The 18,220-nt window shown below is 70.2% G+C and carries 19 protein-coding genes; 11 read left to right on the top strand and 8 right to left on the bottom strand.

Translation table 11 applies throughout. From position 1 onward, the window contains the following. Positions 1-99 precede the first annotated feature (99 nt). Positions 100-1,509 carry a family 2B encapsulin nanocompartment shell protein gene (locus tag J0670_RS08990; RefSeq protein ID WP_207810915.1) on the bottom strand — a complete coding sequence of 470 codons (1,410 nt, stop codon included), beginning with the start codon at positions 1,507-1,509 and terminating at the stop codon, positions 100-102. A 429-nt stretch (positions 1,510-1,938) separates the two neighbouring features. Between J0670_RS08990 and J0670_RS08985 the strand changes: the two genes are divergently transcribed. After that, positions 1,939-2,385 (top strand): nitroreductase family deazaflavin-dependent oxidoreductase, encoded by a 447-nt coding sequence (locus J0670_RS08985; RefSeq protein WP_207810914.1) that lies wholly within the window; start codon positions 1,939-1,941, stop codon positions 2,383-2,385. Here the strand turns inward: J0670_RS08985 and J0670_RS39050 are convergent. The 3 genes from J0670_RS39050 to J0670_RS08970 form a co-directional block, all read right to left on the bottom strand. Beyond that, on the bottom strand, positions 2,319-2,924 hold the full coding sequence (locus J0670_RS39050) for a DUF3592 domain-containing protein (RefSeq protein ID WP_243436748.1): 606 nt from the start codon (positions 2,922-2,924) through the stop codon (positions 2,319-2,321). The genes J0670_RS08985 and J0670_RS39050 overlap by 67 nt on opposite strands. A 102-nt stretch (positions 2,925-3,026) precedes the next feature. After that, the gene (locus tag J0670_RS08975; RefSeq protein ID WP_207810913.1) at positions 3,027-4,256 is read right to left on the bottom strand and encodes a Xaa-Pro peptidase family protein; all 1,230 of its coding nucleotides are present in this window, start codon (positions 4,254-4,256) and stop codon (positions 3,027-3,029) included. A 59-nt stretch (positions 4,257-4,315) separates the two neighbouring features. After that, positions 4,316-4,867, bottom strand: a complete 552-nt coding sequence (locus tag J0670_RS08970) for a MarR family winged helix-turn-helix transcriptional regulator (RefSeq protein ID WP_207810912.1) — start codon at positions 4,865-4,867, stop codon at positions 4,316-4,318. A 262-nt stretch (positions 4,868-5,129) separates the two neighbouring features. Here J0670_RS08970 and J0670_RS08965 point away from each other — a divergent pair, with 262 nt between their 5' ends. From J0670_RS08965 to J0670_RS08950, 4 genes are all read left to right on the top strand, one after another. Beyond that, entirely contained in the window at positions 5,130-5,933 is an 804-nt protein-coding gene (locus J0670_RS08965; RefSeq protein ID WP_207810911.1) for an alpha/beta fold hydrolase, read from the top strand. A 442-nt stretch (positions 5,934-6,375) separates the two neighbouring features. Continuing rightward, positions 6,376-7,521, top strand: coding sequence for an FAD-dependent monooxygenase (locus tag J0670_RS08960; protein ID WP_207810910.1), 1,146 nt, complete (start codon positions 6,376-6,378; stop codon positions 7,519-7,521). A 46-nt stretch (positions 7,522-7,567) separates the two neighbouring features. After that, the gene (locus J0670_RS08955) at positions 7,568-8,488 is read left to right on the top strand and encodes an NAD(P)-dependent oxidoreductase (protein WP_207810909.1); all 921 of its coding nucleotides are present in this window, start codon (positions 7,568-7,570) and stop codon (positions 8,486-8,488) included. Positions 8,489-8,585: 97 nt separating this feature from the next. Further along, on the top strand, positions 8,586-9,191 hold the full coding sequence (locus tag J0670_RS08950) for a TetR/AcrR family transcriptional regulator (protein WP_207810908.1): 606 nt from the start codon (positions 8,586-8,588) through the stop codon (positions 9,189-9,191). Positions 9,192-9,328: 137 nt separating this feature from the next. On the opposite strand, the gene J0670_RS08945 is transcribed toward J0670_RS08950, so the two are convergent. After that, the gene (locus tag J0670_RS08945; protein WP_207810907.1) at positions 9,329-10,318 is read right to left on the bottom strand and encodes a YafY family protein; all 990 of its coding nucleotides are present in this window, start codon (positions 10,316-10,318) and stop codon (positions 9,329-9,331) included. Positions 10,319-10,412: 94 nt separating this feature from the next. On the opposite strand from J0670_RS08945, the gene J0670_RS08940 reads away from it, so the two are divergent. The 4 genes from J0670_RS08940 to J0670_RS08925 all read left to right on the top strand — a co-directional run bounded on the left by J0670_RS08940 (position 10,413) and on the right by J0670_RS08925 (position 14,184). Beyond that, positions 10,413-10,811, top strand: a complete 399-nt coding sequence (locus tag J0670_RS08940; protein WP_207810906.1) for a glyoxalase/bleomycin resistance/extradiol dioxygenase family protein — start codon at positions 10,413-10,415, stop codon at positions 10,809-10,811. Between the two features lie 501 nt (positions 10,812-11,312). Beyond that, positions 11,313-11,906, top strand: a complete 594-nt coding sequence (locus J0670_RS08935; protein WP_207810905.1) for a DUF4291 domain-containing protein — start codon at positions 11,313-11,315, stop codon at positions 11,904-11,906. 194 nt (positions 11,907-12,100) lie between these two features. Beyond that, positions 12,101-12,844, top strand: a complete 744-nt coding sequence (locus tag J0670_RS08930; RefSeq protein WP_207810904.1) for a hypothetical protein — start codon at positions 12,101-12,103, stop codon at positions 12,842-12,844. Next, on the top strand, positions 12,841-14,184 hold the full coding sequence (locus J0670_RS08925; protein WP_207810903.1) for a nucleotidyl transferase AbiEii/AbiGii toxin family protein: 1,344 nt from the start codon (positions 12,841-12,843) through the stop codon (positions 14,182-14,184). Before J0670_RS08930 ends, J0670_RS08925 begins: the two co-directional genes overlap by 4 nt. Positions 14,185-14,477: 293 nt before the next feature. Here J0670_RS08925 and J0670_RS08920 read toward each other — a convergent pair whose 3' ends face one another. Beyond that, positions 14,478-14,939 (bottom strand): DIP1984 family protein, encoded by a 462-nt coding sequence (locus J0670_RS08920; protein ID WP_207810902.1) that lies wholly within the window; start codon positions 14,937-14,939, stop codon positions 14,478-14,480. 329 nt (positions 14,940-15,268) lie between these two features. On the opposite strand from J0670_RS08920, the gene J0670_RS08915 reads away from it, so the two are divergent. Further along, positions 15,269-15,484 carry a hypothetical protein gene (locus J0670_RS08915; protein ID WP_207810901.1) on the top strand — a complete coding sequence of 72 codons (216 nt, stop codon included), beginning with the start codon at positions 15,269-15,271 and terminating at the stop codon, positions 15,482-15,484. 81 nt (positions 15,485-15,565) lie between these two features. Here J0670_RS08915 and J0670_RS08910 read toward each other — a convergent pair whose 3' ends face one another. Beyond that, positions 15,566-15,880 (bottom strand): DUF4253 domain-containing protein, encoded by a 315-nt coding sequence (locus tag J0670_RS08910; protein ID WP_207810900.1) that lies wholly within the window; start codon positions 15,878-15,880, stop codon positions 15,566-15,568. Between the two features lie 73 nt (positions 15,881-15,953). On the opposite strand from J0670_RS08910, the gene J0670_RS08905 reads away from it, so the two are divergent. Beyond that, positions 15,954-16,193 (top strand): barstar family protein, encoded by a 240-nt coding sequence (locus J0670_RS08905; protein ID WP_243436747.1) that lies wholly within the window; start codon positions 15,954-15,956, stop codon positions 16,191-16,193. Here the strand turns inward: J0670_RS08905 and J0670_RS08900 are convergent. Continuing rightward, positions 16,180-18,220: MDR family MFS transporter (locus tag J0670_RS08900; RefSeq protein WP_243436746.1), on the bottom strand; the 2,041-nt coding region annotated here is incomplete at its 5' end. The two genes, J0670_RS08905 and J0670_RS08900, sit on opposite strands and share 14 nt — an antisense overlap.

Genomic DNA, 18,220 nt, shown 5'->3' with positions numbered 1-18,220 from the left:
GCGTGGGCGAGCGCGGAGGGGAGCGGGTCGGCCGTCAAGTCTGCGCCGTTCGACGGCCGTTGGGCCGTGCTCGGGATCACGGAGCCGCCCCGGAGTCCGTCAGGAGTAGTCATGGTAGTTCGACACCTCGACGTTCTGGAGCACCGCGATGGCGTCGTCCACGAGCGCGGCGGTCGAGAAGTAGCTGGTGACCAGGTAGGAGGTGATGGCCTGCCGGTCGACGCCCATCGGCCGCACCGACAGACCGGGCTCGGCCTCGTCCGGGACCTTCGCCGGACGCAGGCCCACCACACCCTGCCGGTCCTCGCCCACCCGCATCAGCAGGATGTTGGTGGTGCCGGGCGCCGAGTTCGCCGTGCCCTTGAGGTCGAGCTTGTCGGACGGCAGCAGCGGCACGCCGCGCCAGGTCAGGAACGGGCTGCCGAACAGCTCGACGATCTGCGGGGGCACCCCGCGCCGGGTGCACTCGCGCCCGAACGCGGCGATGGCCCGCGGGTGGGCCAGGAAGAAGGCGGGCTGCTTCCAGACCCTGGCCAGCAGTTCGTCCAGGTCGTCCGGGGTCGGCGCGCCCGTGCGGCTGCGCACGCGCTGGGTCGGGACGACGTTGTTGAGCAGGCCGTACTCCGGGTGGTTGAGCATCTCCCACTCCTGGCGCTCGCGCAGGGCCTCGACGGTCAGGCGCAACTGCGCCTGGACCTGGTCGATGTCGGAGTTGTAGATGTCCGAGACGCGGGTGTGCACCTTGAGGACGGTCTGCGCGATGCTCAGCTCGTACTCGCGGGGGCTCTCCTCGTAGTCCACGAAGGTCTCCGGCAGGTAGGGCTCGCCGGTGTGGCCCGAGTGCAGGTCGATCGGGTGCTCGGGGCCGGCCGTCTGCCGGTCGGCGGCGGCGAACTCGTTCAGCTGCGCGCGCAACGACGGCTCCCGGTCGGCGAGTTCGAGGAGCAATCGGCGGTCGAGGGAGAGCACGGTACAGCTGGTGACGGCCTTGACCCGGTACGGCATCTCGGTGCCGTCGGCCCAGGCGGCGGCGTCGAAGAAGTCACCCTCGCCGAGGACGGCCAGCAGGGCGTCCTCGCCGTACGCGCCGGTGGCTCGCTTCTCCGCGCGGCCGAACGCGATGAGGTGCAGGTGCTCGGCCGGCGCGCCGGCCTCGACGATCGGCTCGCCGGGGGCGACTTCGCGCTCGACGAACCCGTTCGCGAGCGAGGCGAGGACCGTGCCGTCCACCTGGCTGAGGAAGGGCAGTTCGCGCAGGTCCTCGGCGATCACCCGGTTGGTGCCGTCGCCGTCGACGTAGGTGCTGATCAGCCCGTCGCCGAGGATGAAGCCCCGGCGGCGGTTGACCCGGTAGACACCCGCCTCCAGGTCCACCCAGGGCAGCGCGCGCAGCAGATAGCGGGGGGTGATCCCGAGCATCTGCGGCACGGTCTTGGTGGTGGTGGCGAGTTGCCGGGCGGCGGAGGTGCTGAGGCTCTGCTGGTTCGGCTGAACGGCCTCGGTGGTCATGGCTGGTCCCCAATTCGACATCGAATGTCTGACGTGGCTGACGCATCTGACGTGGCTGACGCATCCGACGTGACTGACGTGAATGACGTGACTGATGTGACGTCAGATACGTCAACGCTGCTCGCATCACGAGGAGTTGGGCCGAACCGGCGATCGGCCGACCCACTCGGAGATTGTTGCCCCCCGGCGTGGGTCGGCGCAGGCACGTTTGAGTCCGCAGAATTTGTGTCACTCCTGCGCGCACCGGAAGCAGGGGATGGCAAACTCACTCGAAAGGATGAGTTTTTCCATTAGCAGCCCCTGTGGATTCCCAAGCAGGGCTAAGGAACGACCGGCGGTTTACGGTGAGGCGAACCGGGTGTCGGCGAGGAGGGCGAGGTGGGACCATGGGTCGATCCAGCGTCACCGAGAGCGATGGGACGGATGAGCATGCCACTCAAAGGTGAGTACGAGCCCAGCCCGACCGACTGGGTGCGGACCCAGGTCGAGACCTACGAGTCGTCCGGCGGGACGGAGGGCACGACGCTGCGGGGGATGCCCGTCATCCTGCTGACCTCCGTCGGAGCCAAGTCCGGCAAGCTGCGCAAGACCCCGCTGATGCGGGTCGAGCACGACGGGCGCTACGCCGTGGTCGCCTCGCAGGGCGGCGCGCCGAAGCACCCCGTCTGGTACTGGAACCTGAAGGCCGACCCCCGGGTCGAACTGCAGGACGGGCCGGTTCGGCAGGACATGACGGCGCGCGAGGTCACCGGCGCGGAGAAGGCCGAGTGGTGGCAGCGGGCCGTTGCCGCATACCCGGACTACGCCGACTACCAGGAGAGGACCGACCGCGAGATTCCGCTGTTCGTGCTGGAGCCGGCGCCGACCGGGCACTGACCGGGCGCGTACGAGTCGTCCCACTGTTGGACCGGCCCCGCCGGGGCCGGCCCAACAGTGTGGGATCCGGTATGCGTGCGGGAACTCCACCGCACCCGCTGGTCGTTCACGAACCGGTAGTCATCGCCTCGGAGGGGAGCGTCGGATGGACGGCGCGGCCTCGAGTTCCTGCCGGTGACCGTTCTCTGACTTCGCACGCCCTGGACCGATGCCCGCTGGACGCGGTAGCTCCAGCGCGTGAGTGACCGGACGACGGATGCGGCGCCGACGGGGTTGGCGCTGTGAACGAAGACCGCTCCGATCTGGAAGGGCCGTCCGTCGAAGGCGGCTTCTTCCATGAGGGCCACCACCGGCATGATGGTGTCGTCGCCGCCGAGATCGTGGTCGAGCCACAGCTCGTCGATGAATCTGTCGCGGTGTTCCTCCAGCAGCCGGATGCCCTCGCGGCTGGTGCGGGCGATCCGCGTGGCCCTGGGGAGCGGTCGGAGGTCGTCTATGCCGAGGACGACGGGCATCGGCTTGGTGAAGGCTTCTTCCATCGGATCAGTGTCACAGCGGGCGAGCGAGATGGCGACGGAGTATCGCTGAGGCCGACGTCGGGTCACCTGCGCCGAACGCCGCAGACGTCGCCGATCCCTCGATCACCAGAGGTCCTTCCTCGCGGGCGTCAGGGAACGCGCGCCGGTCTCGGTGATGAGGACCTGGTCCTCCATCACACCGCAGCCGAAGCCATGGATCACGATCATCGGTTCGAGCGCGAACACGTGCCCGGGGCGCAGCACCGTGTCGCTGCGCCAGTGCAGGCTGGGGAGCTCCGCGATGTTGGTCCCGATGCCGTGCCCGAACCCGGTCGGCCAGTAGTGCTCGCCGTAGCCCGCGTCCTCCGCGATCCCCTGGGCCATGTCCTGCAGGTCGGCCACGCGCACGCCGGGTCCGGCCGCGGCGAGGACCGCTTCGAACATGTCGAGCCCGCACTGCAGGACCTCGCGCTGTTCGCGGCCCACCGTTCCGGCACACAGCGTCCGCGCGGTGTCGGTGAAATATCCCTGGTAATGGACGCCCATGTCCATGAAGACCAGGTCACCGTCCTCGATCTTGCGGGACGTGGGATAGAGGTGCTTGAGACCTGACCGGGGACCGGCGGCGATCATGCAGTGCCCGATCCAGTCCGCTGTGCTCGCCATCGCCTGATGCGCCGCCGCGGACATCTCCAGTTCGGTCACTCCCGGTCTGGCCAGCTCCATCGCCGCCTCCAGGCCCGCCGCGGTGGCGCGGCCCGCATGCTCGATGATCGCGATCTCCCGGGGGCTCTTGATCTGCTTGGCCCGCCAGAACGCGAGCTGCGCGTCGACGAGCTCGGCGCCGGGCAGGCCGTCGCGGACCGCGTCCACGATCGCCGCGGACATGAACCGCCTGCCCACCAGGCCGGCGCGTGCGCCGTCCAACCGCTGTTCGATGAGGAAGTCCCGGACGTGCTGCCCGATGTCCTGCGGATCCCGCACCGTACCCGGCAGGTGGCCCGGCCGCACATCACGGATCCAGGTGTGGTGGACGAAGGAGTGCATCGGCGCCGAATGCAGGATCGAGTCGGTCGCCAGCATCAACGGGCCGTCGCTCGGGAGCACGACAACGGTGTTCCCGATGGCCGTGATGAAGTTGGATATCCAGCGCACGTCGCCGTTCAGCCATCCGGGAGCACCGTGGATGACCAGCACGTCGAGTCCCTCGGCGGCCATCTCCGCGCGCACCTTGGCGACGCGCTCGTGGTACTCCTCGATCGGGAAGGGGATCTCCAGCAGTTCCTCCCTGCTGTCCCAGTCGTACGGCACCCGGCTGAAGCTCATGTCCAGATCGGTGAACTGCCTGCTCATGCTGTCGCTCCTTTTGTCGGCGGGCCCCCGGTGCTCGGGTTCCGCTGCTTCCGTCGCCGTCATCGCTTTCCTCGCGGCGCCATGCGGTCCATGCCCCGCCAGACCTCGCGCAGGCCATGACACATCAGCTGGGCAGCCCCGTCGGGCAGACCGTCGCAGAGGGACTGGTTGATCCGGTCGGCGATCGGCCAGAGCGTCTCGAACAGTTCGCCGCCGGCCTCGGTCAGATCGAGCCGTGTCACGCGCATGTCGGACGGGTCGGAACTGCGAACGATCCGTCCCGCCCGGACCATGGTCTCCACGTTCCGGGTGAGCGTCGTCTGGTCGATCATGGCGTGCTCGGCCACCTCCTTCAGTGAGATCCCCGGTCGCATGGCGATCGACAGCAGCACCCGCCACTCCGCGACGCGCACTTCATAGGGCCGGAACTCCTGGGCCAGGAGGCGGTCCCGGCGCCCCGCGACCTGGGTGATCCAGAAGAAGAGATGGCTGTGCGCTGCTTCCGCCGGAACACCTCGCCGCCCGGCGTCGGATCCGAGATCCTCCAGTGGCGGAAGCGCCGCGATCGCCGCATCCGCGCCAAGTGTTGACGTTCTCTGCTCGCTCGACATGGCGTGAATCTAGCCTCAGGTGCATGCATTCGCAACCATTGTGGTCCTCTAGGCCGCTCAGTTGACGACTAGACCTCAGATCAATGCTTGTAATAGCAACTAGATGCTGTCAGCCTGACCTTGCCCAAGTGGAGCGGGTCGGGCTCGTCGGGTGACGGGAGGGAACCGGCATCAGCTCTGGCCCCGGGCGGTCTCCTGCACGCCATGGAGGCCTTGATCATGTGATGCTCACGTCATTCGCGGGCGGAAGGAGCCCATCGCGATGCCCTATGCCGACCTGACAGGTGTCCGGCTGTTCTACACGGACGAGGAAGAAGGCCATACCGCCGTCCTGCTGGTTCACGGCTGGGGGTGCGATTCCCACGACTGGAGCTGGCAGGTCGGCCCCCTGGTGGATGCCGGCTTCCGCGTGATCGCGCCCGACAGCAGGGGGCACGGGCGCTCGAGCGTGCCGTGCGAAGGATTCGACCCGACGGACTTCGCCGCAGACCTCGCGGAGTTGATCGGCCTCCTGCAAGTCGGCCGGGTCGTCGCGGTCGGCCATTCGCAAGGCGGAGTGATCGTCAGCACGCTCGCCGTGGAGCGTCCCGAGCTCGTCGCGGCCGCGGTCGTCGTGGACTCGCCCTATGGCCTGCCCGACCACGAGGCGTCCGGACGATGGCAGCCACTCCTCGATGCGCTGGGAACCGACAACGGGCTGGAGCGAGTCGCCGACGCGCTCGCCGCGGTGGAAGGCGAGCGGATACCCGATGCCCTGAGGAACTGGCATCGGCGGCGAGTCCTGGGCATGGCCCCCGCGGTGATGCGGTCCACATTGGAGGCATTCCTGAAGGAGGGCTCCGTCGCGACACGTTCGGGCGCCGACGAGTACCTGCGCAGAAGGCGATGCCCCGTCCTCACCGTCCACACGCACCCGGCACAGGCCGCATGGGAGGAATCGACCTTCGCCGACCCCCGCAGCCGGTCCCTCTCTTGGCCGGAGGCCGGACACTGGCTCCACCAGGAGCGAGCCGACGACTTCAACGACCTCGTCCTGAGGTGGCTGGCGGGGCTCCAGGCCAACTGACCGGACGCGACAACAGCAGCGTCGCGCATTGCCTGAGCGGTCTGCGCCTCAATGCCGTCGAGCAGGTTTCCGCCGCTGGAGATGCGCGCAGCTTCCGGCGTCGGCGGCCGGAGAGACTCCTGTCGGCCGGTGCAGCGGCCCCATCGGGTGAGCGTCGCCCAACTTTCACCGCCCAAGGGCTGGCACATCAACGCCCTGGGCCGCTGCCAGTTCGACATGCGCGGCAGTGGACCCACCCCCGGCCTCTACAGCTGTAGCAACATGGGGGTACTCTACGTCTGTAGAGGCATCGGGCGTGTGAACGGGAACGACCGTCCGCAGCTCGGGACCGCATGTCCCATCCGGCCGAGCCGGACGGACTCGACCTCTACCCGGCCGAACTGTGCACCACGCCACTGCACTTGATCCGGAACCTGGCAAGACCCGAAGGAGAAAGCACCTCATGGACCCCGTACTCATCGCCGGAGCCGGCATCGGAGGACTCACCCTCGCCGCGGGACTCGCCGGCCGCGGCATTCCGGCCGTCGTCCTGGAGCAGACGGAACGACTCGCCCCTGTCGGGGCCGGTCTGACGGTTCAGCCCAACGCGCTGATCGCGCTGCGCCGCCTGGGCCTGGCCGAGCCTTTCGAAGCCGTCGGCGCGCGGCTTTCCACGGCCGCGGTCTACGACGCCCGCGGCCGTGTGCTGCTGAAGCCCAGCTCCGCCCAGGCCGGCGCCCTGCTGGCGGAGATCGGTGCCCCCACCCTGGGCCTGCACCGCGCGACCATCCACCAGGCGCTGGTCGGCCAGCTCGGCACCAGCGAACTGCGGCTTGCCTCGACCGTCACCGCCGTCGACCCCGATCGGGCCACCGTCACCCTCGCCGACGGACAGGAAGTGCACGGCTCCGTGCTGATCGGTGCGGACGGCCTGCGCTCCACCGTCCGAACCGCGCTGCTGGGCGCCCAGGCACCCCGCTACAGCGGCTACTACTGCTGGCGCGGCGTCACCGACGCGAACCCTCTGCCCGGCGACTGGGTCGGAGAGATGTGGGGAGCGGGTCGCCGCTTCGGCGGATGCGTCATCGACGGTGGCCGCCTGTACTGGTTCCTGTGCGCCAACGGTCCCGCCGACGGCAAGGACGGCGACACCCGTGCCGCGCTCACCCGGGCCACGGCCGAGTTCCCCGCATACGTCCGCCAGGCCGTCAAGGACACCCCCGTCAGTGCCATCCGCCGCGACGACATCCGCGACCGCCCGCCGGTCACGCAGTGGGGCCGGGGCCGCACCACCCTGCTCGGCGACGCCGCCCACCCCATGACCCCCAACCTCGGCCAGGGTGCGTGCCAGGCCATCGAGGACGCGCTCGCCCTCACCGACCTGATCACCGAGTACGGCCCCACTCCCGACGCCCTGCGCCGCTACGAACGCTTCCGCCAGCCCAGGGCCAACGCCGTCGTCAAGGCCGCCCACCAGATCGGACGCGTCGCCCACTGGAGCACCCCCACGCGCACCCGGGTGCGCAACACCCTCGTCCGCCTGACCCCGGCCTCCGCCTTCGTGCGCCAGCTGCGTACCGCCTGGCGGCTGCCCGAGACCACGAGCTGACCTCCAGGCGCCCCGCCACCCACGCCGATTCACCGGAAGCGAGCACATGACGCACGACCTTGACACCGACATCGACATCGACATCGACACCGACAGCGGCCGTACCCCCCTCTCGGTCCTCGGCCTGGGCCTGATGGGCCAGGCCCTCGCTGCGGCCTTCCTGGGCCAAGGCCACCCCACTACCGTGTGGAACCGCACCCCCAGCAAGGCCGAACCCCTCACCGCGCAGGGCGCGCAGCTCGCCCGGACCGTTCGTGACGCCGTCACGGCCGGCCCGCTCGTGGTCATCTGTGTCTCCGACTACGACAACGTGTGTGACATCCTCGAACCCGTGAGCCGGGACCTGGCCGGCCGCACCCTGGTCAACCTGACCTCGGGCACCTCGCAGGCGGCCCGCGAGGTGGCCAAGTGGGCGGCGCACCAAGGCGCCGCCTACCTCGACGGCGCGATCATGGCCGTACCTCCAGCCATCGGTACCGCGAAGGCCACCATCCTCTACAGCGGTCCGACCGCCGCGTTCGACCAGCACCGGCAGGCACTCGGCAGCCTCGGCGGCTCCGTGTACGTCGGCGCGGACCACGGCCTGCCGTCCCTGTTCGACGCGGCCGTACTGAGTCTGGTGTGGAGCACGCTCAACGGCTTCCTGCACGGCGCCGCCCTGCTCGGCAAGGCGGGAATCCCCGCGACCGCATTCGCCGGCTTCGCCAAGGCGGGCATCGAAGCCGTAGCCGACTGGGTGCCCGGCCATGCGCAGCAGATCGACGACGGCGCCTACCCGGCCACCGAATCCACCGTCGACACGAACCTGGCCGGAATGAAACACCTCCTCCACGAGAGCCGCGCCGCCGACGTCGACGCCGAACTGCCCCAACTCCTCGTGACCCTGGCCGAAAGGGCCGTAGCCGAGGGGTACGGCGGCGACAGCTACGCGGCGATCATCGAACAGCTCCGTCACCCCATGCCGTAACCGACAGCCACCAGCTGCTCCTCGCCGGTGGTGATGCGTCGGCCGCTCTACAGGTGTAGCAGTCGCGAGGAACGCTACACCTGTAGAGTGGGTGGTCATGGACCGGGAGGAAGCAGTGGCCGAAGGCACGACAAGACGGCAGGAACTGGCCGATGCGGCGATCAGCACGCTGGCCCGGGCGGGGATGCGGGGTCTGACGCACCGAGCCGTCGACGAGGCCGCCGGTGTGCCGACCGGCTCGTGCTCGTACTACTTCCGCACCCGGCAGGCGCTCCTGCAGGCGACGGTCGAGCGGTTGGCCGAGGTTGACACCGCCGACCTGGCCGATCACCCCGTCAGCGCCGAACCGGTGGACATCGCCCAGGTCGCCGCGGTCACCGCCGACCTCGTCGAACGCTGGGTCACCACCGGCCGCGAACGCATGCTCGCCCGCTACGAACTCTCCTTGGAATCCACGCGGCGCCCCGAACTGCATGCCGTCCTCGTAGCCGCAGGCAAGGCCCACCGGGCCGTAGCGCAGGATCTGCTCACCGCCGCGGGCACATCCGATCCACCGTCACAGGCGCCGGTACTCGTGGCCTTCCTGGACGGCCTCGTCTTCGACCACCTGGCAGGCGCTGGTGAACTCCGCCTGACCACCGACGAACTCCGCAAACGCTTCTTCGATCTGCTCTACGGCTTCACCAGGCCACTCCATCCGTGAGTCGGACGAGACCGGCGACAGCACCGCTCTTCCGCACGGCGGGCGCCGCCCGGTCAGAGGTCCGCGAAACGGTCAGGGAGGGGCCAGGGAGGGCCGACCGGCGCTCGACGACCTTCTCGGTTCGCGGTTCCTCGCGGTCAGGTTTGGCGGGCGTAGGACGTGAGGCGATCGGCGAGCGCGATGACGAGGTCGCGCAGTTCATCGGGGCGCTCGATGACGAACGGCCGGTCGAGTGAGGCGAGTACCGGAGGCAACCAGTCGAGCCGCTCGGCCCGCAGCTCGACGCGCAGCCAGCGCTCGGCCGACTGGTCCTCGCCGGCCGCGGGCTCGTGTTCCTCCACGCTCGCGACGCCGGCGGGAAGGCGGGCACGGATCTGCCCGACCGTCCCGTGGATCCGCAAGGTCACCTCATGCCGGTACTCGGCCGTGGCGAATCCTGACAACACGCGCTGTGCCGGACCGGGACCCACGGGCGTTTCGAAAGAGCCGGGCAGGGTCCGTGCGTCTGCGATGCGATCGAGCCGGAAGGTTCGGTCCTCGCCGACCCGGGCGTCCTTGCCCGTGACGTACCACCGGCCCGCATGGGCGACTATCCCGTACGCGTGCAGCGTGCGTTCGCTGCGCCGTCCGTCACGGTCGGTGTAGCGGATCGAGACCGGTCGACGGTGGCGCACCGCATCGGCGATCGGGAGCAGGACCCCAGCGTCCGGGGCGTCGAACTCGCCGGGCTGATCCGTGAAGTCGAGAGCTTCCAGGAGTGCGTCGAGCCGACGGGCGATGTGCTTGGGCAGCACCCGCCGGATCTTCGCCGATGCCGTCTCGCTCGCCGTGCGCTCGGTCGTCGTCAACCCTGCTCGGCGGCCGGCGACCAGGCCGAGCAGCACGGCCAGCGCCTCGTCGTCGCTGAGCATCAGCGGAGGCAGGCGGTACCCGGGAGCCAGCCGGTACCCGCCGTAGCGGCCGCGCACCGATTCCACGGGCACGTCCAGATCGATCAGCTGATCCACATACCGCCGCACGGTGCGCCCTTCGACGCCGAGCCGGTCGGCGAGTTCGGCCACCGTCCGGGTGCCGCCCGACTGCAGCAGCTCCAGGAGTGTCAGCACGCGGCCGGTGGGTCGAGGCATGTCCGCAGCCTAGCCCGAATACAGGACCGATTCTGTCCACTATTCCTCCTAGCCTGCGACGTGCACGCCTTCAGCACAGCCAAGGGAGATTTCCATGGACTTCGTCTCGATCCGCATCATCACCAGCGACGTCGCGCGCCTCGTCGAGTTCTACGAGCGAGCCACAGGAGCGCGGGCGACGTGGGCCACCGAGGACTTCGCCGAACTCAGGACGGCGGGCGCCACCCTCGCGATCGCCGGCACCCGCACCGTCCCGCTGTTCGCCCCGGGCTCCGCCCGCCCGGCGGACAACCACAGCGTGATCACCGAGTTCCTCGTCGACGACGTGGACCGCGTCCACCAGAACCTGACCGGCTTCGTCACCGACTTCGTCACCGAGCCCACCACGATGCCCTGGGGCAACCGCTCCCTGCTGTTCCGCGACCCCGACGGCAACCTCGTCAACTTCTTCACCCCCGTCACCCCGGCGGCCATCGAGAAGTTCGCACGCTGACGCCACGCTGACGCCACGCTGACGCCACTCGCCGCCGCGCACAGCCGCTCACGCGGGAGCCCCGGATCCCAGGGTCCGGTGAACGCGGCCGCCGAGTCCAGGAGCGCCACCGGCGCTCGCCCCAGGCCCCGGTCGAGGCCCGGGCGCCCGGCAGGGCGGCGGCCTGGCCCGTGGCGATGGGCCGTCGCCCCTGACGGAACCGGGCAGCCGCCGCCCACAGGGGGCGCTGGCTTGACGCAGCACCAGGGGTCAGTGGGACAACCGCGGTGGCGGCGGATCCAGGCGGACGAGGTGATGGTCGGTCCCGCCGTCCGGCCGGTGCACGGTGCGGTAGGCGTACGGGACGGTGCTGCCGGGGAAGACGACGACGCCTTCAAGCCGCCCCGTCCCGGACACCCTGGAGCCGAAGCCGGAGCCCTACTCCGTTCAGCGCCCAGCCGGCCGCATCCGGCCTGGATAATTCGTTGGCGCGATGCACATCGAACCTCGACTCTGGTCACCGTGCCAGAACCCAAGCATCAGATCCGCGCCCTCTACACGGCCTCCACGGTGACCGTCTACCAGGCGTACGCTCCGGAGATCGGTCTGCCCGCCGCACAGGACGGTCGCTTTCCGGCTGCCTGGAAGAGGGACCGCATGACGTGGATCAAACCGTCGTTCCTCTGGATGATGTACCGCTGTGGGTGGGCGAGCAAGGAAGGCCAGGAGACCGTCCTCGCGATCGAAATCACCCGCGAGGGCTTCGAATGGGCCCTGGGGAGCGCCTGCCTGTCGCACTACGAACACGGGCTGCACCCCGACCGCGCGGCTTGGAAGCGCCAGTTGAAGCGAGCACCGGCCCGAGTGCAGTGGGATCCCGAACGCGATCTGCACCTACAGCCCCTTCCACACCGCTCTCTTCAACTCGGTCTCGCCGGCGAGGCCGCTGAGCGCTACGCGGAGAAGTGGATCGTCTCGATCAACGACGTCACCGCACTCGCGCATGCGATCCGTGCTCAGGTGAGGGACAGGGCTCTGGACGCCGCCCGGCAACTCCTTCCCGCCGAACGCCCCTACCCGTCGGGCGGCACGCTTCTGACCCACCTGGGCGGCTGAACCGGTCCCGCTCCCTCGGCCCTCCGACGGCACGCTCCGCGTATCGCCGTGGTCGCCGAGGAATTGCCGTGCCCGCCGTCGCACCAGGTCACTTCGCTGCTCGAATGGCGAAGCGCGGTGAGGGTCCGGACCGTCCACGTGGCAGCGCCTGGGCTCGTGGGGCGTTGTCATAGGGGCTTGGCAGGATGCTCACCATGCTCGACACCTGTCCTGACCAACGCCGTGACGACCCGCCCGCTCCTCCGGACGTCCGGGGCGACTTCGAGGTGCACCTGACCGTGGAGCCCGGTGCCGTCGAGGCGCTGGCCGCGTGGGCCGACGGCCACGGCCTGAAGTTCACCCACATCCTGCTGGCGCGTGGTGCGGTGCCCTCGCAGCCGATGCTCACCCTGCGGGCCGACGGCACGCTGGCGGAGGTCGCCGCGGAGACGTCCCGGACCGCGGGCCGGCTGGCCCGGGCAGGGTTCACCGTCCTGCGGGCGAAGATCGAGGCCACGCCGTGGGCGCAGGGCGTCCCGGTGTCGGACGAGGACGCCGAGCGGCACGGGGCCGGCCGGTACTTCGAGCACCACGTCAAGCTGCTGCTGGCCGGCCCGGCCGCCACGGCCGACCTCACCGAGCTGGCTGTCCGCCACGGTGCGCACCTGTCGCGCAACCCGCGGCGGGTGCGTGAGGACGGCCGGTACGAGTGGTTCGTGACCCAGCGGTGCCGCCTGGTCGGCCTGGACACTGCGGGGCGCCGCCTGGAGGCGCTGCTGGGTGACCTGGCCGCCGACGGCCGCGAGGCGGTGTCGGTGGAACGCGAGTTCGTCGTCGTGGACAGCGACGAGGCCCTGGACGCGGGCTGGATAACCGAGCACGAGTACGAGCACGAGCACGAAGGCGAGCACGGGCACGGGCGCAGCACCGGGCCGTACGCGGAGGGAAACCCGAGATGACCGAGAACCAGCTCCAGCCCCAGACCCAGACCCACGCGCCGGTGGCGGTCGCGTGGGAGGAGCTGCAGTTCGGGCCGTGGCAGGGTGTCCTGCTGCCCAAGCAGCCGCCGGCGGAGGACGTCCGCGAGGACCGGGAGCTGCCCAGGAGCATCCGCCCGATCGACGACGAGGCGGTGACCCAGCAGCCCGTCTTCGATCCCGCCCTCGCCGGGTACGGCCGGGCCCTTCGGCCCAGCGAGCCGGCCTTCACCGACCCGCTGCTCGCCGAACGCTGGCTCGCCGCGCGGCGCGAGGCGTTGAACACCGCCCTGTCCGCGGTCGCCGCTTCCCCGTGGGCCGAGCACCTGGTGCTGCGCGGCAGCATCCTGCTGCGGGCCTGGTACGGCGAGCAGGCGCGGGAGCCCGGCGACCTGGACTTCGTGGTCCGCCCGACGGACTGGGAACTGGAGGACGAACGCACGGACCGCATGTTCGAGGAGCTCGCCGCCGGTGCCGAACGCCTCTCCGGCACGGTGCGACTGCACGCCGACCAGGCGGTCAGCGACGAGATCTGGACGTACAGCAGGATTCCCGGGCGCAGGCTCGTCCTGCCGTGGTCGGCCCCGGGTGTCCCGGGTGGGACGGTCCAGCTCGACTTCGTCTTCACCGAGCACCTGTCCGTCCCGCCGCAGCCTTACCAACTCCCCGGCGTCACCGGCCCGTTGCTCGCGGCCACGCCGCAGCTCTCCCTCGCGTGGAAGATCCTGTGGCTGGTCTCGGACAACCACCCGCAGGGCAAGGACCTCTACGACGCGATCCTGCTCTCGCGAACCGCCGAGGTGCCCTACGAGCTGCTGCGGCAGGTCTTCATCGCGTCCGACGAGGACTGGCTGCGCTGGCCCGTCGTCCCGCAGCAGATCGCCGAACTCCACGTCGACTGGGATGAATTCGCCAAGGACTACCCGCAGTTCGCCGAACCCGTGGAGGAGTACCCGGCGCAGCTGCTCGCCAGGCTCCACGCGACCTTCGCCGACCGCGGCGAGTACGCGCTGCACGCCCTGTGGCTGGCCCCGTTGATCGAGGAACTGCGCCAGACGCTGACGGCCGAGGGCATGGACGAGGTCCAGCAGCGGATGTCCGGGCGCCACCTGCTCCCGGTCAACGCCCTGGTGGTCACCCGCGAACTACTGGGCGGTGACCTGCGCGCCGCCGACCGCATCGTCGCCGACCACCTCGCCGACCGCCTCGGCAGCCAGTCCAACCGGAAGATCCGCCAGCTGACGGAGGCCGCCGACCGCTTCGCCGAAGAACTCGCCGAGGAGCCCGCGGACGAGGGCCGGACGGGCGGCGCCGAGGGCTGACACCTCGTCGGGCCGCACCGCCGACCGTCCTGACGGGACGGTCGGCGGTGCCGAAGTACATGCTGCTCGTCGATGCGGATACCCCATTCCCGCCCTCGCCGTCCGGGATCTGCGCGTGGTGGTGTGCTGTGCGGTGTGCACTGTCACCTGTACGCCGTGCTGAGCTGCGTTGTTATGAGGGGAGTCGAACCCCTGCGCTGCTCTCCGCGCGCCAGGAGAGGGCCGGATTGACCGCCGACCCGCGGTGTGCGCACGCCTCCCGGACGGTTACCTGCTCCGCATCGTCCGTGCCGTCAGTCGAGCAGGTCGACCTCCCAGTTGGTGCGCTGGATCTCCACGTCGATCTCGCGGATCTCGCGGGCCAGCACGTCCGCCTGCGTGCGCAGTTCGCCGACCGGCAGAGCGGATAACATCTTGAGCTCGGACCGCAGCTGACGCACCCCGCCCCGACCGGCGGCGGCGTCGGCCGCGGCGGTCACCACTGAGTGCCGCAGCCGCAGCACGTCCCGGCGCGCCAGCGCATCGGTGAGGGTACCGCCGCCGGCCATCGCCACCGTGGCGTTGGTGCGGTTGATCCGGCGGATCAGCGACTCCAGGCCCTCGAGCACCGATCCGGCCTCGACCAACAGCTGCCCCGCGTCCTCAGCCGGGAGCTCGCCTTCCTGGTACCGCGCACTGCCCGCGATCCGTGTCCGCAACTGCTCGACCCGCCGGGTCGCGTCCGCGCGCTGGGCCAGTGCCTCCGCCAGCTTCATCGGTTCTACCTCCACACCGTCTTCGTTCTCGCGAAAGTATGAAGGACGCTCCCACCTGCGCGCATCCCTATTGCGCCAGGCCCACGACCGGGAGCTGGGGGAGGGGTCGTTGAGTGTTCTCAAGTTCGCGCGGGCGGTCAGTGGTTGGCGAAGGTGGCTTTGTTCACGGGACCAGAGCCCGCAGAGGGTCTGCTCTCGGTGGGGAGCGGGCGCGGGGGTCGTTCGCGCCCGGCAGGTTTCGCGAAACCGCCTTCGGGCGGGCGGCGGTTCTGGCAGGCTCACCCGAATGAACGGGGCTCCGGGTAGTCGGGCCCCTACACGGAGTCAACATGCCGGGGTGGGTAGTGGAGTACACGATCAGCGCGACCACGTTCCTCGCGATCTTCATCGTCGTCCGGCTCCGGCGCCGGACCGAGGCCCGCAGTCGCGTCGATGAGGCGTTCACCGTCTTCACCGCCGTCGTGTTCGGTGTGCTGATCGCGGCCACGGCCTGGGGCCGCGCGATCCTCCAGCTCGTCGGGATCGCCGCCGACGCGACCCGGTGACACCGGCCGGTCGCCGACAGCGCCCAGCCTCGCCCCCGGCGGACATCCGCGACGACACCGTGCCGGTACTCGATGAGGTGGTCAGTCCCACCAGAAGGACCAGACGGGGGAGCGGACCTGCCCGTCGCCGGCCTGCTCCAGGTCCTGGATGTCGTCGGCCGCGTAGGCGTACTGCTCGATGGCGACCCGGGCCGCGGTGTGCCGGTCGCTCGGTGGGTGGGCGACCAGCAGTTCGAGGCAGGAGCTGCGCGCGTAGTAGAGCTCGGCACCGAACCGCTCGTACCAACTGCGCAGCACGGCGACGTGCAGGGCGGGCAGGAGTTGGCGATGGTCGTCCTCGTAAGGAGAGAAGTTCCAGTTCGGTGTCTCGAAGGCCTTGGGCAGGAGCGCCGGCACCTCGTAGCCGTGACGGGCCCGGACGAAGCAGATCGAGGCGCTGTCGGAGCCGGAGTGGAACCGGCCGGGGCGGTTGTTCCGGCCGGCCGCGGGCTGCTCGTACTTCGGTTGGAACCTCGACGCTCTGGACGACTGCCTGACCGGCGGCTGGGGCGCCACCACTCCGTTCACCTTGCGCTGGGATTCCTCGGCCGAGACCGGAGCCCGGTTGGCCGAGCGCGTTCCCACCGGCGACGGCGACGGCGGCGTTTCGCTGTTCGAGCTGGTCCTGGACATCTTCGAGGAGCGGGGCGTGAGCGTCACCCTTCGGTGACGGCCGTGGAGCGGTGCGAACGGGCGTGGGCGGGGAGGCCGTTGGCGAGGTCCTCGACCAGGAGGCGCCAGGCGATGGCGTCGGCCGCGGCGCGTAGTTGCGGGCTGCGGGGGCGGCCGGCGTCGGCGTCGAGGCGGGCGTTGAGCCAGTCGGACCAGGCGTGGCCGAGGGCGCGGACCTCGTGGGCGCCGGCGTCGGTGGGGGTGAGTCGGTCGCCGTCGCGGGTGAGGTAGCCCTCGGCGGTCATCCGGTCGAAGACCGGCTCCAGGACCTCGGGCGGCAGCCGCTTGCGGGCGGCGATCAGGTCGAGCGAGGCGTGGCCGACGGCCTTGGTGTGGCGGGCCACCTCCGTCAGCGCCCAGGCCCCGGCCAGGTCGACCCGGGTGTCGGCGTCGTCGACGATGGTGCGGACGGTGTCCAGGTCCACGCCGCGTACGAGTTGGCAGACCGCGTACTCCAGGTGCGGGTCGGAGTCGCTGGTCGTCGGCTGGGCGAAGCCCTCGCCCATGTCGGTGGAGCCGGCCCGGGTGGTGTCGCGCAGGGGTACCTGTTTGAGGAGGAGCGCGACGACGAAGCCCAGGAGGGCCACCGGGATCGTCCACAGGTACACGGTGTGCAGCGAGTCGGAGTACGCCTGGACGATCGGTGCGGCCTGCGCGGCGGGCAGCGCGTGCAGGCCCTGCGGGCTCTCGGCGGCGTGGGCGAGCGCGGCCGGGTCGGCGCCGGTGGCGCGGGCGGCGGAGCCGATGCCCCGGGCGAGGTCGGTCTTGAGGCTGTTGGTGTAGATGGTGCCGAACACGGCGGTGCCGAAGGAGCTGCCGATGGTGCGGAAGAAGGTGACCCCGGCGGTGGCCGTGCCGAGGTCCGCGTAGTCGACGGTGTTCTGCACGGCGATGGTCAGCACCTGCATGCTCAGCCCGATGCCGACGCCGAGCACGAACATGTAGAGCGAGGCGAGCGCGGTGCCGGTGCCCGGTTCGAGCCGGGAGAGCAGGTAGAGGCCGAGGGCCATCACCAGGGTGCCCGCGATCGGGAACAGCCGGTACTTGCCGGTCTTGCTGACGATGTTGCCGCTGGTGATGGAGGCGATCAGCAGGCCGATGACCATCGGCAGCATCCGGATGCCGGAGACCGTCGCCGAGTCGCCGTCGACGTACTGCAGGAAGGTCGGCAGGAAGGTCAGCGCGCCGAGCATGGCGAAGCCGACGATGAAGCTGAGCACCGAGCAGACCGCGAACACCGGGTTGCGGAACAGCCGCATCGGCAGCATGGGTTCGACCGCCCGGGTCTCCACCCAGCAGAACAGGCCGAGCGCCACCACGCCGCCGGCGAACAGGCCGATGATCGTCGAGGAGCCCCAGGCGTACTGGTTGCCGCCCCAACTGGTCGCCAGGATCAGGGCGCTGGCGCCGACCGCGACCAGCGCGATCCCCAGGTAGTCGATCACCGGCCGCACCACCGAGCGCACCGAGGGGATGGTCCGGGCGGCCGCGGCCACCACCACGACGGCGATCGGCACGTTGACGTAGAACGCCCAGCGCCAGGACAGGTGGTCGGTGAAGAGCCCGCCCAGCAGCGGCCCGATCACCGTCGCCACGCCGAACACCGCGCCGATCGCGCCCTGGTACTTGCCGCGCTCGCGCAGCGGGATGACGTCGGCGATCAGCGCCATCGACGTCACCATCAGGCCGCCCGCGCCGATGCCCTGCACCGCCCGCCAGGCGATGAGCAGGGTCATGTCGGTGGCCAGGCCGCAGAGGAACGAGCCGCCGACGAAGACGATCGCCGAGATCTGGAACAGCAGCTTGCGCCCGTACAGGTCGCCGAACTTGCCGGCCAGCACGGTGGCGACCGTCTCGGCCAGCAGGTAGGACGTCACCACCCAGGACATGTGGGTGGCCCCGCCGAGGTCCGCGACGATGGTGGGCAGCGCGGTGCCGACGATGGTCTGGTCGAGGGCGGCCAGCAGCATGCCGAGCACGATGGTGGCGAAGACGACGTTCCGCTGCCGTACGTCGAGTACCGGA

The sequence above is a fragment of the Streptomyces sp. FH025 genome, assembly GCF_017427025.1.
GTDB lineage: Bacteria > Actinomycetota > Actinomycetes > Streptomycetales > Streptomycetaceae > Kitasatospora.
The sequence above is the reverse complement of the archived record's forward strand: the minus strand, read 5'-3'. Positions and strand labels throughout refer to the sequence as shown.

Bases quoted from the DNA above. Each gene is read 5' to 3' on its own strand.
- J0670_RS08975 (WP_207810913.1), bottom strand. From the start codon at position 4,256: ATGAGCAGGCAGTTCACCGATCTGGACATGAGCTTCAGCCGGGTGCCG.
- J0670_RS08940 (WP_207810906.1), top strand. From the start codon at position 10,413: ATGGACTTCGTCTCGATCCGCATCATCACCAGCGACGTCGCGCGCCTC.
- J0670_RS08960 (WP_207810910.1), top strand. From the start codon at position 6,376: ATGGACCCCGTACTCATCGCCGGAGCCGGCATCGGAGGACTCACCCTC.
- J0670_RS08955 (WP_207810909.1), top strand. From the start codon at position 7,568: ATGACGCACGACCTTGACACCGACATCGACATCGACATCGACACCGAC.
- J0670_RS08950 (WP_207810908.1), top strand. From the start codon at position 8,586: ATGGACCGGGAGGAAGCAGTGGCCGAAGGCACGACAAGACGGCAGGAA.
- J0670_RS08930 (WP_207810904.1), top strand. From the start codon at position 12,101: ATGCTCGACACCTGTCCTGACCAACGCCGTGACGACCCGCCCGCTCCT.
- J0670_RS08970 (WP_207810912.1), bottom strand. From the start codon at position 4,867: ATGTCGAGCGAGCAGAGAACGTCAACACTTGGCGCGGATGCGGCGATC.
- J0670_RS39050 (WP_243436748.1), bottom strand. From the start codon at position 2,924: ATGGAAGAAGCCTTCACCAAGCCGATGCCCGTCGTCCTCGGCATAGAC.
- J0670_RS08985 (WP_207810914.1), top strand. From the start codon at position 1,939: ATGCCACTCAAAGGTGAGTACGAGCCCAGCCCGACCGACTGGGTGCGG.
- J0670_RS08925 (WP_207810903.1), top strand. From the start codon at position 12,841: ATGACCGAGAACCAGCTCCAGCCCCAGACCCAGACCCACGCGCCGGTG.
- J0670_RS08945 (WP_207810907.1), bottom strand. From the start codon at position 10,318: ATGCCTCGACCCACCGGCCGCGTGCTGACACTCCTGGAGCTGCTGCAG.
- J0670_RS08965 (WP_207810911.1), top strand. From the start codon at position 5,130: ATGCCCTATGCCGACCTGACAGGTGTCCGGCTGTTCTACACGGACGAG.
- J0670_RS08915 (WP_207810901.1), top strand. From the start codon at position 15,269: ATGCCGGGGTGGGTAGTGGAGTACACGATCAGCGCGACCACGTTCCTC.
- J0670_RS08990 (WP_207810915.1), bottom strand. From the start codon at position 1,509: ATGACCACCGAGGCCGTTCAGCCGAACCAGCAGAGCCTCAGCACCTCC.
- J0670_RS08920 (WP_207810902.1), bottom strand. From the start codon at position 14,939: ATGAAGCTGGCGGAGGCACTGGCCCAGCGCGCGGACGCGACCCGGCGG.